Source organism: Nocardioides immobilis (assembly GCF_003515065.1).
GTDB classification, from domain to species: domain Bacteria; phylum Actinomycetota; class Actinomycetes; order Propionibacteriales; family Nocardioidaceae; genus Nocardioides; species Nocardioides immobilis.
The window spans coordinates 106,234-119,702 of record NZ_QXGH01000018.1 but is presented as its reverse complement, the minus strand read 5'-3'; the positions used below and the strand labels follow the sequence as shown (position 1 = coordinate 119,702).

Genomic DNA, 13,469 nt, shown 5'->3' with positions numbered 1-13,469 from the left:
CCATGGGTTAGAGTTCCACCGCTTCACAAGGCCCCGTAGCGCAGTTGGTTAGCGCGCCGCCCTGTCACGGCGGAGGCCGCGGGTTCGAGTCCCGTCGGGGTCGCCAGTAGTGAACGGCCTCTGGCCTGCGGAAACGCAGAGCCAGGGGCCTTTTGCTTTCACCGCCGGAGTGGCACAACAGCGGCCGTGTCCCGTCTGCGTCCCGTCCCAGCTTCGGCTGCCACGTTCAGCGCGACCGTGCGAGCCGCGTCCATCGCGTCAGCAACCGTGTCGAGACGGTCGGGGAACAGATGCCCGTAGAGGTCGAGCGTCATTGTGGCCGACTTGTGTCCGAGCATCTGCTGAACGACCTTGACGTCGGCTCCGGCGGCGATCGCCAGCGAGGCCGCGGTGTGCCGGAGCGCATGCGGAGTGAGACCGTCGAGACCGACCGCCGCGGATGCCTCGTCGAATACTGCGCGTTGGAAGGTGCGCGATCTCATCGGAGTACCGGCCTTCTCGCCGCCGAAGACGAGCGCATCGGGGGCTTTCCCGGCGACGTGGGCAGCCAGCTCGTCGATGAGGAACCGTGGCATCGGAACCTCCCGACGCTCGTGGTTCTTCGGATCGCTTGGCACGACATGGCCATCAACGACGACGTACGTCTCGACGATCGACGCCCGACGCCGCATCAGGTCCAGTCGCCCGACGCGCAGCCCAGCGAGTTCCCCCCACCGCAAGCCGGTGTAGGCGAGGAACAGGACGAGCAGCCGGTACGCACCTCGATCCGCCTCCGTCGTTGAGGCGTACTTGCTCACCGGGACGGCCGCGCAGGCATCGGCGAGGTCGGACACCTGCTCGTGGGTGAGGTAGAGGCGCTCCTTCGATCGGACGCGTGGGAGTGCGATGCCCTCGGCGACGTTGCGCACCAGCCTGCCGTCCTTCACCGCCGAGCCGAGTACTTGGGAGAGCACTCGGTGGATCTTGCGAACCGTGGCCGGCGCCAGCTCGGACGAGAGGTCCGCGACCCACTTCTGTACGTCGGAGTGCCGGACCTTCGCCAACTCGGTCTCTCCCCAGCGCGGAATGATATGGACGTCGAGGATGCTGCGATACCGCGCCTGCGTCGTCGCCTTGAGTTGCACCTGCACATCGAGCCACCGCTCGGCCCAGACCCCGACTGTGACCTTCCCCGCCCGAGGGTCGACGTACGAGCCGGTCAGCTTGCTCGCCTCGATCTCCGTGAGTCGCCGCTCGGCGTCGCGCTTGAGTCGGAATGTCTCGGTGCGTTCCCTGCCGGTCTCCGGATTGACGTAGCGCAGGCACCACAGCACGGCGCCCGGTGTCCCGTCCTTGTTCATGCGTTGCCGCTTCTGCACATGTGCCATGGCAGATCACCTTCCTGCTGTCGCCTGCTGCCATCTTGCGCCTGGCCGCCGACGACTACCGGGCCTCATCGGTGGCCTTGTGGACGGTTGGTCTGCTCGGTGAGCCAGAGGATGAGGTCGGTTCGCCAGTAGCGGACGTGGCGGCCGACTTTGAAGCTGCGGGGTCCGCAGCCGAGGTGGCGCCAGTACCGCAGGGTGCCTTCGGGAACCCGCAGGAGGGCGCAGGCCTCGTGGAGGGTGAGCATCTCGTCACCGGCGTTGCGGCGCGGGTTGGGGTTGATGGGCTGGGCGGTCATCGGTGAACTCCTGGGGGTGATCGCGATGGTTGGGGGTTGGGCGCAGGGAATTCCTGCGTTGAGTAGGTGCGCAGGGCTCTCGAATCAGATGGCAAAATATCGCTGGCTGGCGATAATCGTGGTGTGGAGCGACCGACGATCATCGAGGTGGCGCGGCGCGGGGCTGGTCTGACGCAGGCGGAGCTGGCTCGGCGAGGCGGGACAACGCAGTCGGCGGTGTCGATGTACGAGCGGCGTCGGAAGGTCCCGATGCTCGATGTCGCGGAGCGGCTGATGCAGGCGGCCGGCGCGGACTTGGGGATGGTGACGACGGTGGTGTGGGAGGTCGACTTCCTGCCGGGGCTGAAGGCGTTCTGGTATCCGGACCGGCTGTGGCGGGTGGAGGTGCCGGGGTGTTTCGACACCGTCCGGATGCCCGACCTGGTCGGCCACACCGAGCAGGGCGAGTGGGATCTGCGGGACCGGACGGATCGTCGGGGCCTGTACGAGAATCTGCTCGTGGAGGGCGACCAGCACATGATCATGCGCTGGGTCGATGGAGCCCTGTTGGTGGTTGCCTGGTCCGAGCTCGTGCTGCCGGAGAAGATCCGGGCGGCCTGGGAGCCTGCAGTCGCGGCGGCGTCGGCGGGCAGAGGCCATGGCGTGTTCGACGCCTGAGGCCGCGTAGCCCACGGTCAGACTCCGGTCGAACCGGAGCCCGGACGGCGTCCAGGTTGGGTCCGCCGCAACCTGCGGTGGGTTCGCCAGTACCGCAGGGTGGCGACCGGCACGCGGAGCTGGGCGGCGGCTTCCTCGATGGCGGCCCTCTCGTCGTCGGCGTGGTGCCGGTCGTGGTTGTTGTCGTCGTCGTGGTGCGGTGTGGTGCTCATGTGCTTCTCCTCGTCGGTCGTGTATGACGTTCAGGCGCATTCGCGGGTGCCGAATGGACAGCGCCTGTTGTTGACCAAAGGGTGTGACGGCTCATCTGGCGATCACGGGCGCCCACCAAGCTGCGCCGGGTGTGCGGTTGTCCATGGCTTGAAAGGCAACAACTTGCGGCCCGGATCGGACATCGTTTGCGGGCGCTGGTCAGTGAGGCCAGTTTTCAGCGGCCGATGCCCCGGCCGTGGTCGGGCGTGCTCGGGCTCGGAGGAGGCGGCTCGATCCGCTGTGCCTTCTCCAGGCGCTGTCGGTGTTCGTTGGCTTCCCGGGTGGCGGCCTTCTGCCGGGCGCCGCGGTCGTCGGCCCACCGCTGGTGTTCGTTGTCGAGGTCTCCGTCCGGGAGCGTCCGGAGGCTTGGTTCGATGTTGAGGGCGTTGAGGCGGGTGGATACGGTGCGCAGCTCGCGTTCAACGCCCGCCAGTTCTTCTGCGACGGCACTGAGCCGACCGGTGGCGTCGCGAGTGTGCGCTGCCCGCCCGTACGGGCGCAGCTCGGCGTACATCGCCTCGTCGAGCTGGGTGCGCGCCCGCTCGGCACGGTCGTACGCGGCGTAGCCGTTGCGTTCGGCGTCGCGGATGTGGTCGGCGTCAGGGTGGGCGTCGGAGACCGTGCGTGCAATGAAGGCGCTGATCGAGTCGTCGCCGCGCCGCCCGTGCAGCCACCTCACCTGGTCGGCGAGCTCCGTGGGGTCGGTGGCGAGGTCGGGGACGGCAGGTCGCCAACGTTCGGCGAACCCGGTCAGGTCGGCGCTGGCTTCGCGGACCTGCCGGCGGTGTTGGCCGAGTCGTCCGGCGCCGGCGCGGACGACGTCGGCGGCATGCCGGGCCTCAGAGAGGTCTTGGCGCCAGGCGGTCCAGATCCGGGTCTGGAGGTCGGCTGTTTCGGACTTGAGTGCGGTGTCGAGGTCGTCGACCTGCTGGCGTGCCTGGCGCCACTTGCGTCTGGCGTCGGCCACATCGTTGTGGAGACGCTCTCGGTCGGGTGTGTAGCGGGCGTGGATCGCGCCGACGTGCTCGAGGGCGTCGCGTTCGCCGGCCAGACGCTGGTGCTGTTCGTGGAGGTCGGCCTGACGGGTCCATGCCGCCCACAGGTCGCCGAGCACCTGGTCGAGGGGTCGGGTGGGTGGCTGGGTGCCGTATCGCTCGATGTCCTCGATAGCCCGCTGGGCGGCTGCGGCGGGGCCGAGGTCGGCCCGGTCGCGGGCGAAGACCTGCTCCCATTGGTGGCGCGCGTCGGCTTCGTCTTCGGCGACGAGGTGGGCGATGTTGTCGTCCCGGCCGCGGGTCATCGCGACGTAGGCGGAAGCAGCTGAGGTGTGCTCGCCCAACGCGAGGTGTCCGGTTTGGGTGGTTTCGCCTTGGGCGCCGTACACCGTGGTGGCGTAGGCGAGCTCGACATGCTCCCGCGCATAGCTCGCGGGGACGGTGCGCAGGTCGGTGGGGCGTCGGCCCCGCAGGGCGAGGCTGCCGTCGGGGCCGATGGCGGTGATGGTCCAGGTGTCGCGGTTCGTGACCCCGAGGTCGCGGTCGTTGCGCCGGGTCGCGATCCGGTCCCCGACCCCGACCCGTTCCCCGGCGTCGGTGGCGACCGCGTGGGTGTCGTCGACACGGCCGGCGGCGACGAGCCGGTCGCGGATCGCGCCGTTGAGAGCGGCCGCCTGTTCGCGGGTGTCGGCCAGCATCAACATCTGGCGGGCGCGCCGGTCTCGGCTCCCGATGGCGTCGGCGGCAAGCTGGGCGAGCGCCTGGGTGCGTTCGGCCTCGCTGGGGTAGATCTGGACCTGGCCGCGGCGCCACAACGCTGCCCACACCTCTCCTGTCGGCTCACCATCCCGCTCACCAACGGGCTCACCAACCGGCTGACCAACGGGCTCACCATCTGCTTGGCATGGGGCTGGTGGTGGGAGGGTGTAGGTGGAGGACCCGGTGCGCAGGGCGAGGCTGATTGCGGCGTACTCGGGGTCGGCGAACCGGTGGGCGACGTCGAGGTCGACGTGTGCTTGGGGTGGGACCCAGCGGGCGCCGAGGTCGAGGACGCCACCGCGGCCGACGGCGGGGAGCTGGTGCCGGTCACCCACGAGGGCGAGGCGGGCGCCCATCTCGTCGGCGAGGGTGAGGAGAGCGCGGGCGGTGTCTTGGTCGAGCATCCCGGCTTCGTCGACGAGCAGCAGGTCACCACGCCCGAGCATCGCGTCGGGCGCCGGGTCAGCGGCGACGCGGGTCCAGCGGCCGTCGGTGTCCCACCGGTAGCCGTGTTGGTGGACCAGCCAGGCCACCGACCCGGCGGTGCCGACCTCGCGGGCCGCGACCTGGGCGGCCTTCAACGTCGGGGTCACTACCAGCATCCGCCGGCCCTGCTCACCGAGCACGGTCTGGGTGGCGGCGAGCGTGGTGGTCTTCCCCGCCCCGGCCGCACCCTCGACCACCACCAGCTCCGCGTCCCCGGCGAGCGCTGCGACTGCGGTGCGCTGATGCCCATCCAGCCCTGTCCCGGTGTCGGGGGAGAACACCGCTGGTGTCGGGGGGAGGGTGGCTCGGTCCGCGAGCCGGGCCACGATGTCGGCCTCGGTTTCCAGGACGTGGCGTGAGGTGAGTGACCGGATGTGCTCGGGGACGTCGGGGTGGCGTAGGAGCGGCACGCACGCCTCGATGGCGCGGGCGGTGATGTCCTCGGCCAGCTCGGTGCGCACACCTGGGTCGAGGACGAGCCCGGCCGCGGCGATCGCTTTCTCGGCGTGGCCGCGGATGTCGGCGGCGTTCCAGGCCGACCGCCGGGCACCGAGACCGACCACGATGGTCTCCACCGCGCCAGCCCTGTCGAACTCACCCACTCGCGGTGCGTCGACGATGATCGGCAGCCCGGGCTGTGGTGGGGGGTCCTGGTAGCCGAGGTCGGTCAGCTGCTGGTTCCAGGCTGCCACCAGTTCGGCGCCGTCTTTGGGGGCGATCTTGTCGGGGCGGGCGTCCTTCCACGCCCGCCGGTCCCACGACCGACGGATCGCCGGGCCGGGCTCCTGTCCGGGGTTCGCGCTGCGCCATTCGGCCTCGTACCGGTCGATGTTCCGGCCGATCTGCGCGGCCCGCTCACTGAACGCCCCCACGAAGGGCGCCAGCTCGAGAATCTCGCCGGACGCTGGGTCGAGGGTGAACCCGGCGCCGGCCAGAGCGGCGCGAAACTCCGGGTCACACATCACCGCGGCGTGGCCGATGCCGTTGAGCGCCTCGATGTAGTCGCGGAACCCGACCGTGTGCAGGCCTCGCCACTGTCCGACGGCGAACACCCGCGCATTGACCTGGAGGTGCAGGTGGCGGTGCGGATCCCCGGCGCGAGACGTGTAGTGCCGCACCGTCACCGCCTCAAGCCGCTCGACCGGGACCTGCACCTGACGGTTGCGCTGCCCGGCCCGGGTGGTGGCATGCTCGGCCACCCAGCCGATGACCTGCTCCGCGGCCCGGTCCTGGGCGGCGTCGTAGGCCGCCGAGACCTCCGGGTTCAGTGCGGCCGCCAGGGACCAGGTCTTCGGCCCGTTGACCGTGATCTCCACGAACCGCACCGGGTTGCCGTTCTCGCGGCGCCGATCACGCGCCTGCCCCGTCACCGGGTCGAAGCCGGCGACCCACTGCTCGTACCCATCGCCGTCCAGCACCCCAAGATCGATCACGCCCGTGCCGGGTGCGGCGCCAAAACGGCGGGCCACGCCGCTGCCCTCGGCCAGGTAGTAGTCATCGACCCGGGACCGGTCCGCCTCGACATAGGCACGCGCCGCGGCGGGTGATCGGTTGTAGACCTTGACACCACCATGCATGACCAATCACGTCCAACAAGTCGCCCGAAAATGACTCGTGGGCCACCCGAGTCGGGCGGCCCATCTACGAACCTTCGTAGCATGCGTGCCGACGATTGGAGAGGGCGTAGGAGCGTGTCGACGGAGCGGCGGGAGAGAAAGTTGAACGGCCGGTAAGAGCCGATGATGTCCAATGAATCGGGGGACGAAGGCGGCTGAGAAGTGGGCGGTGGGGAGGGCTCGGTATGAATCGGTATGTGTCTCCCTATACCTACCGCCGGCGATGCGCGGGCATCTGGGCCGTCAGGCGCGCAGGGCGAGGCCGCGCCAACGGCCCACGGTGGTGTCGTGCCAGGTGCCGAGCCTCGCTGGCTCGTCGATGACGTCCTCGGCGTCCTCCAGGCCACGCAGCAGCTGCTCGCCCTTCGCCGTGGTGCAGATACGGATTTGGACGCCTCGGGCGTCGTCGTACTCGACGACCTCGACCAGAGCATCATCGATCTGCATGTCACCGGAAGTCGTGACCTCCACGACGGTGACGCCCTCGGCCACCAGGGCCTTGAGCCGGCGTTCGATCCGCCGACGACACCGATCCGTGAGCCGGTTATTACGCTCCCGGTCGCACCCTTCGACGCGCCATTGCTGGGCCAACGTGTCGGCGATCACCGCATGCAGGGTCACCGTTTCGCAGTGCGCGCACCGCAGCCAGGTACACCACGGAGCGAGCTCGGCGGCCGGTGCTCGAACCTCCTTGGGCTTTCTGCCGCGGTAGGACTGCGCCACGGCCCTGACCTGTCCACACTCGCAGCACAGCGCCCGGTTCCGCGGCCGTGGGCCAGGTCGATGGCCGGCGCCGGCAGTCACAGTCGTACCCATCGGCGACCGTGCCACAGGTCGGCACAGGTCGCGCAGTCATCCGCGCGCGAGTCGACGGCCTCCTCGACGTCGGCGGGGTCGCCTCGCGGGACGGTCTCGAGGATCCCGCAACAGGACCGGACGGTCCCGCCGATGGCGATGGCAGCGCGGTAGTCCTCGAGTGGGAACAGGTGCGTGCGCGGTCGGCGGTACTCCCTGATCGTCGCCGGCAACATTGAGGTGTTCGGGGTGGGCTGGTCCGCGACACGTCGGGTCATAGAAGATGGGCGCATGGTTCTGGGTGCCTCCAGTGCACTCGGTTCCAAGGCCCCGGTTTGGTGTTCGCGCACCGACCGGGGCCGCCCCTTCACATCGTGAAGGGACGTTTTCTCCGGAGTCTCGCGCCGGTCCTTCATGATGTCAACCCCATAGGGTTCTCGGCGTGACGCATCACCTGATGGGCACCGCGGAGGTCGCCGAGCTTCTCGGCGTGAGCCGGACCAGGGTGGGCCAGCTCGCCCAACGCGAGGACTTCCCGACTCCGGTCGCCCGTCTCGCTGCCGGGCCGGTCTGGGAATCCGCGGACATCGAGCGGTGGGCCCGGAAGACCGGTCGGATCGTCTGAGAGATTGTGGCCGCGACTCCCACGAGTAGATCGCGGGTCGCATCACCCCAGTCCCTGGCCACGGTTCCTCCGTCGACGCACGAGGTGTGAAGCACATGGTCTGTCGCGAGAAAATGGAGCGGCGGTCACGGCTGGCGAGTCGGGTTCGGATCGGGTGGGCTGGCTAGGTCACTGGACATCCAGGGCAACGTGCTCAACCCTCGTGACGACGGTCTATCGCCGATCGACCTCCGGTCGCGCGCCGTTCAGATCATCCGCGCCGAGCTGGGGTACTCGCGGTTCCGGAAGTCGCCGGGCGGGATGAGGGACACTGTCGGGTGCCTGGCCGCCGCCTCTCAGCGCGGCCGCGTACGGCGGCACTCTGGACCGCCACCAACAACACGAGTCCCGCGCATTTGGGCCGGCGCGATCCAGTTGAACAGGCTGTTCGGTGGTCGGGCCCGAGGTATCCGGAGGCGACAGTGAACTAGTGCGCGACACCTCGATGGGTCATCGAGATGCAGGCGAGCGCCGGTGCGCAAATCGGCTACAAGAGGCCGGCGACGACGCGGACCGGCAAGCCAGTCTCCTGGATTGCCAACAGTTCTCGAAGCCGCGACCGAAGCCGTTGTCGTTCCCTCCCTTCAGCGTCACCACGTTCTTGCCCTTGCGGGCGCGCTTGATGAGGAGGCGGTTGATCTGGTCCAGGAGTGAGCCGGCTGTGAGGCACCCGGGTGACATCGATGACGTCGACGCTCGGGTCAAGCTCGGCGGGCAGCTGCCGTGGCGCCAGCCGGTCCGTGACGATCAGTCCGCCGCGAGGAGCGCCTTGATGAAGCCGGCCACGGTGATCAGGTCGGCATCGCCTGGTCTGTTCCGGCCAGGGTGACACCGGTGAAGCTCGGGGGCGCGAGCGTGATCATGTTGCCGCGAGGCATGAGCAGATCTTGCCCTGGGACGGCGTGAGGTTGCCGAATCGGTGCTGTGCCGAGCCAGGTGATCGCGCCGTCCACCCGCGCTACAGCACCATTGGGAACGTCGATCCAGTTGGACTTGTGGGGTTTGGCGCCGTTGAGGTAGGCGATCATGGCGCGGATCGCGTCTCCGTGTGAGACGAGGACGGTGACGCTGGTGGGATCGACCTCCTCGAGGACCGCAGCCATCCGCTCGTAGACGTCCATCAGCGATTCGCCACCCGCAATCGGTTGCGTTGGATCGGACCAGTCGAAGGTCTCTGCTGCCGCCCATGTCTCCTCGTATGAGCGGCCCTCCAACTCACCCAGGTGCTGCTCGCGCAGCCGCGGGTCCGACTCGACGGTCAACTCCAGCCAGCGACCGATGACCTTCGCGGTCTCCATGGCGCGGGTCAGGTCACTGCTGATCAGGCGCTCGGCGGCGACGCCGAGGCCGGCGAGATCCGCCGCGATCAGACCCGCTGCGGTGGTCGCCTGCGAGCGCCCAATATCGGTCAACGCCGGATGAGTGGTCTGTCCTTGCGTCAGGCGGCGGACGTTCCACTCCGACTGGCCGTGGCGGACGACGTAGACCGGATGAGTCACGGCGTTGATTTCGGCTGGCTCAGCCGGACACTCGGCGCGCTATCGGCGTCGGATAGGATCCGCCTTAGGGCAATGACGTCGACGGGCCGCCACGTGAACTCGCTGCGGGTGTCGCGCCGACGGTTGATGACGTCATGAGAGGCCATGTCGGCGGTCACCGCTTTCTGCTTCCGCCGCCACGTCGCGTCGTAGGGTAGGACTCCCCGCCGGTCAGTCGCGCGGCCGACGAGGATCACAGCGGCCTGTCTCGACCAGAGGCGAGCCGGACGACGTCCTTGCCGCCGCGGTGAGAGGTGACCAACCGCTCGGTGATGCGGTCGAGGTCGAGGTCCTGGGTGGGCGGGACCGACACAAATGTCGTACCGGTTCCGTGGTGGTCCGCGACACGCCGAGGTACAGCGCAACGGGTCGCGTCCGCCAAGGCGATACGGAGCCAGTCAGCGCGCAGCCGGGGAAGGGACGCGACGAGGACGACCACCGCCACCCTGGAGGTCGCGGCTCTTCAGCTCGCTTATGGCGGAACGAAGCGCCGCATTCAGGTCTGGGGTCTTGTCCGCGTGGACGCCCGCACCAAGCGCACCCGCGCATTGGGTGACGGTGATGTCGGATGTCGGATGTCAGCACGCAGCCTGGTGCAGGATCGAGACACGTCGTAGCGATCTGGGGCGTGCGCTCAAGCAACAGCTCGGCCGCCGTGCGCCGGGTCGGCTCGTCGCGCGACAGGCGCGACTTCGCCAACGCGAGGGGCCTTCTCGGCATGAGCAGGCGTACGTGTCGAGGGGCATGCGCCGTACGAGGCATCAGACAACCTCGCCGTACGTCGTGGTGCGCTCGCGGACCGGGCGGCCGATGCCGGCGCCGATCTCGGTGAGCTCCTGGACGGTCTTGGCGGAGCCGTGCTCGGAGCCGGCCATCCGGGAGATGGTCTCCTCCATCAGGGTGCCGCCGAGGTCGTTGCACCCGGCCTGGAGCATGGCGCGGGTGCCGTCGACGCCGAGCTTGACCCAGCTGGTCTGGATGTTCGAGATGCGGCCGTGGAGCAGGATCCTGGCCATCGCGTGGACGGCGAGGTTGTCGCGCAGGGTCGGGCCCGGCCGGGCGACGCCGGCGAGGTAGATCGGCGAGGACGTGTGGACGAACGGCAGTGGGACGAACTCGGTGAAGCCGGTGCTGTTGTTCTCGCGGGCCTGGTCCTGGACCTTGCTGAGGACGCGGAGGTGGTTGACCCAGTGCCGGGGGTTGTCGACGTGGCCGTACATCATCGTGGAGGTCGTCGGGATGCCGAGCCGGTGCGCGGTGGAGACGATCTCGATCCAGGTGCGGGCCGGGAGCTTGCCCTTGGTGAGCACCCAGCGGACCTCGTCGTCGAGGATCTCGGCCGCGGTGCCGGGCAGTGAGCCGAGGCCGGCCTCGCGGGCCTTGATCAGGAAGTCCTCGATCGACAGGCCGGTGCGGGCGGTGCCGTTGACGACCTCCATCGGGGAGAAGGCGTGCACGTGCATCTCGGGCACCCGCTGCTTGACGGCGGCGACCAGGTCGAAGTACGCGGTGGCCGGCAGCTCGGGGTCGATGCCGCCCTGCATGCACACCTCGGTGGCGCCGAGGTCCCAGGCCTCCTGGGCGCGGTCGGCCACCTCGGCGTAGGACAGGGAGTAGGCGTCGGCGTCGGTCTTGCGTTGGGCGAACGCGCAGAACCGGCACCCGACGTAACAGACGTTGGTGAAGTTGATGTTGCGGTTGACGACGTACGTCACCTCGTCCCCGACCGTGTCGCGGCGCAGGTCGTCGGCCAGCCGCACCACCTCGCGCAGCAGGTCGCCCTCGGCCGTCATCAACGTCAGCGCGTGCTCGTCGGACAGGTTGCCGGGGTTTTTCTCGGCGGCTCGAAGCGCTTGAGCGCCGGTGGTTTCGAGGCTCGGCGCTGGCGCGCCTCGCACCTCAACCAGCGGCGCGGAGGTGCTTCCGGCCGCCTCGCGGACGGCGTCCCAGTCGCCGTAGACGCTGGCGAAGTCGCTGCGGCGGTCGTCGGTGCGGCCCTCGGTGTCGATGGCGGTGTGGAGGTCGGTGCGGCCGTGCCCCCTGGATGACTCAGCGAATCCGCCGTCGGGCTCCTGCCAGGGGAGGCCGGTGGGACGGATGCCGGGGAGGGCGAGGCCGTCGTCTCCGGCGAGGGCGGCGACGTGGCCGGCGACCCGGGGGTCGAGCCAGGGCTCGCCGCGCTGGAGGGCGCCGACGACGTACTCCGGGTGCACCGTGAGCCGGGCCCTCAGCTCGAAGCCGCACTCGGCGGTGAGCTCGCGGAGCCGGTCGAGGGAGGGCCAGGGGCGCTCGGGGTTGACGTGGTCGGGCGTCAGCGGCGAGACGCCACCCCAGTCGTCGACGCCGGCGGCGAGGAGGAGCCGGCACCCGGTGAGGTCGACCAGGTTGGGCGGCGCCTGGACCCGTGCCTTCGGGCCGAGGACCAGTCGGGTGACCGCGATCGCCGCGCGGTAGTCGTCGAGGCCGAGGTCGTCGACGTGCCGCATCGCGGTGTCCGGCTTTGCCCGGAAGTTCTGGACGATGATCTCCTGGACGGCACCGAAGGCGCGAGAGGTACGACGCAGCGCGAAGATCGTCTCCGCCCGCTCGGCCAGGGTCTCGCCGATGCCGACCAACAGGCCGGTGGTGAACGGCACCGAGAGCCGGCCGGCGTCGTCGAGCACCCGCAGCCGGACGTCGGGATCCTTGTCGGGCGAGCCGTGGTGCGCCTCGCCCTTGGTCTCGTAGAGCCGCCGTGAGGTGGTCTCGAGCATCATCCCCATCGACGGCGAGACCGGCTTGAGCCGGTTGAGCTCCTCCCACGACATGACGCCGGGGTTGAGGTGGGGCAGCAGGCCGGTCTCCTCCAGCACCCGCACCGCCATCGCCCGGATGTAGGCGAGGGTGGAGTCGTAGCCCTGCTCGTCGAGCCACGCCCGGGCCTCGGGCCAGCGGTCCTCGGGACGGTCGCCGAGCGTGAACAGCGCCTCGAGGCAGCCGAGGGCCGCGCCGTCGCGGGCGATGGCGAGGATCTCGTCGGGCGAGAGGTACGGCGACCGCCCGTCGCGCGCGGCCTGCTTCGGGGTCTCCACAAACGTGCAGTAGTGGCACTTGTCGCGGCACAGTCGGGTGACCGGGATGAAGACCTTGGGGGAGTAGGTCAGCACGCCGGGTCGGCCGGCAGCGACCAGACCTGCGTCGCGCACCTTGGCGGCGGCGGCGGTGAGCCGGGTCAGGTCATCACCGGTCGCCGCCAGGAGGGCGGTGGCCTCGTCGAGATCGAGCGCGGCGCCTCGTTCGGCGCGCGCCAGGGCGCGGCGGACCTGCTGGGGGGTGGGGGCGGCCAACCTCACTCCTCGTCCACGAGGAACTCCACCCCGTGCACCGATTCGATGCGCCCCATGGGCAGCGCCCGGTAGGCCGGGTGCGCGAGGCAGGCGTCGAAGTCCTCGGTGGAGCGGAACTCGGTCACGACCGCGTCGTCGGCGTTGGTCGAGCGGTCGCCCAAGTCGGGTCCCTGGCGTGTGCGGGGTACGCCGACTTGGCCGGGCAGGTCGGCGATCGCCTCGCCGAACGCGGCGATCTCGGCCTCGGTCGCCGAGTCCTTGACTCTCAGGGTCAGGCTGCGGATGAGCACCGTGCCTCCTCGGGTAGCTGGAGCGGATGGCCTCGCGCGACCGCCCGGTTGACTCACGCCGGGTGGGTGCGTCCACGCGCAGACTGACACCGCGCCGCGGATGACATGCATTGTGTCATGCAGTTCGATACGCAGTATGACCCAGCGAGTGGCGATGGCGAACCGGTCGTTCGGTTGGGCCGTCGTTGACGCGCGCCTTGGGCTCGCGAGCGCGACTTGGGGTGGTGGGTGATCCCGCCGCCGGCACGCGCCGACGTCAAGGTGGTTCGCGTCAGTACCACCGTGCCTGAGTTGTCCGCACGCAGGGCGTAGTCGAGAAGGACTATTGCGTTGCGTGCCAAACGTCATACATAATGATCGTCCCGGACACTATGAGGCGTACGTCACATCGTGGACGCCGGTTCCAGGCGGCAGTGCTGTCGCAGCCC

Annotated in this window: 11 protein-coding genes and 1 tRNA gene; 3 read left to right on the top strand and 9 right to left on the bottom strand. The window is 69.5% G+C overall.

From position 1 onward, the window contains the following. Positions 1–29: 29 nt before the first annotated feature. Positions 30–106: transfer RNA gene (locus tag D0Z08_RS15185), tRNA-Asp, on the top strand. A 52-nt stretch (positions 107–158) separates the two neighbouring features. On the opposite strand, the gene D0Z08_RS15180 is transcribed toward D0Z08_RS15185, so the two are convergent. Together D0Z08_RS15180 and D0Z08_RS15175 are read right to left on the bottom strand one after the other, a co-directional pair. Beyond that, positions 159–1,367, bottom strand: a complete 1,209-nt coding sequence (locus tag D0Z08_RS15180; RefSeq protein ID WP_118926088.1) for a tyrosine-type recombinase/integrase — start codon at positions 1,365–1,367, stop codon at positions 159–161. Positions 1,368–1,432: 65 nt separating this feature from the next. Further along, positions 1,433–1,663 (bottom strand): helix-turn-helix transcriptional regulator, encoded by a 231-nt coding sequence (locus D0Z08_RS15175; protein WP_118926087.1) that lies wholly within the window; start codon positions 1,661–1,663, stop codon positions 1,433–1,435. A gap of 123 nt (positions 1,664–1,786) precedes the next feature. On the opposite strand from D0Z08_RS15175, the gene D0Z08_RS15170 reads away from it, so the two are divergent. Beyond that, positions 1,787–2,320, top strand: a complete 534-nt coding sequence (locus D0Z08_RS15170) for a helix-turn-helix domain-containing protein (protein WP_182481322.1) — start codon at positions 1,787–1,789, stop codon at positions 2,318–2,320. Between the two features lie 17 nt (positions 2,321–2,337). Here the strand turns inward: D0Z08_RS15170 and D0Z08_RS15165 are convergent, their stop codons facing one another. The 4 genes from D0Z08_RS15165 to D0Z08_RS15150 form a co-directional block, all read right to left on the bottom strand. Next, positions 2,338–2,532 carry a hypothetical protein gene (locus D0Z08_RS15165; RefSeq protein WP_118926085.1) on the bottom strand — a complete coding sequence of 65 codons (195 nt, stop codon included), beginning with the start codon at positions 2,530–2,532 and terminating at the stop codon, positions 2,338–2,340. A gap of 215 nt (positions 2,533–2,747) precedes the next feature. Then, entirely contained in the window at positions 2,748–6,389 is a 3,642-nt protein-coding gene (gene mobF / locus D0Z08_RS15160) for a MobF family relaxase (protein ID WP_118926084.1), read from the bottom strand. Between the two features lie 282 nt (positions 6,390–6,671). Next, positions 6,672–7,151 carry a hypothetical protein gene (locus tag D0Z08_RS31680; RefSeq protein WP_147381436.1) on the bottom strand — a complete coding sequence of 160 codons (480 nt, stop codon included), beginning with the start codon at positions 7,149–7,151 and terminating at the stop codon, positions 6,672–6,674. A 77-nt stretch (positions 7,152–7,228) separates the two neighbouring features. Next, on the bottom strand, positions 7,229–7,501 hold the full coding sequence (locus D0Z08_RS15150) for a hypothetical protein (RefSeq protein ID WP_118926082.1): 273 nt from the start codon (positions 7,499–7,501) through the stop codon (positions 7,229–7,231). 164 nt (positions 7,502–7,665) lie between these two features. Here D0Z08_RS15150 and D0Z08_RS15145 point away from each other — a divergent pair, with 164 nt between their 5' ends. Then, on the top strand, positions 7,666–7,848 hold the full coding sequence (locus D0Z08_RS15145) for a helix-turn-helix transcriptional regulator (protein ID WP_245993983.1): 183 nt from the start codon (positions 7,666–7,668) through the stop codon (positions 7,846–7,848). 830 nt (positions 7,849–8,678) lie between these two features. Here the strand turns inward: D0Z08_RS15145 and D0Z08_RS15135 are convergent. The 3 genes from D0Z08_RS15135 to D0Z08_RS32660 form a co-directional block, all read right to left on the bottom strand. After that, positions 8,679–9,386 (bottom strand): histidine phosphatase family protein, encoded by a 708-nt coding sequence (locus tag D0Z08_RS15135; protein ID WP_182481321.1) that lies wholly within the window; start codon positions 9,384–9,386, stop codon positions 8,679–8,681. Positions 9,387–10,186: 800 nt separating this feature from the next. Beyond that, entirely contained in the window at positions 10,187–12,751 is a 2,565-nt protein-coding gene (locus tag D0Z08_RS15120; RefSeq protein WP_220454196.1) for a bifunctional FO biosynthesis protein CofGH, read from the bottom strand. A 2-nt stretch (positions 12,752–12,753) separates the two neighbouring features. Then, the gene (locus D0Z08_RS32660) at positions 12,754–13,041 is read right to left on the bottom strand and encodes a Dabb family protein (protein WP_220454195.1); all 288 of its coding nucleotides are present in this window, start codon (positions 13,039–13,041) and stop codon (positions 12,754–12,756) included. Between the last annotated feature and the right edge of the window lie 428 nt (positions 13,042–13,469).

Excerpts from the sequence above, each read along its gene's own strand:
- D0Z08_RS15180 (WP_118926088.1), bottom strand. The coding sequence starts at position 1,367 with ATGGCACATGTGCAGAAGCGGCAACGCATGAACAAGGACGGGACACCG.
- D0Z08_RS15175 (WP_118926087.1), bottom strand. The coding sequence starts at position 1,663 with ATGACCGCCCAGCCCATCAACCCCAACCCGCGCCGCAACGCCGGTGAC.
- D0Z08_RS15165 (WP_118926085.1), bottom strand. The coding sequence starts at position 2,532 with ATGAGCACCACACCGCACCACGACGACGACAACAACCACGACCGGCAC.
- mobF (WP_118926084.1), bottom strand. The coding sequence starts at position 6,389 with ATGCATGGTGGTGTCAAGGTCTACAACCGATCACCCGCCGCGGCGCGT.
- D0Z08_RS15150 (WP_118926082.1), bottom strand. The coding sequence starts at position 7,501 with ATGACCCGACGTGTCGCGGACCAGCCCACCCCGAACACCTCAATGTTG.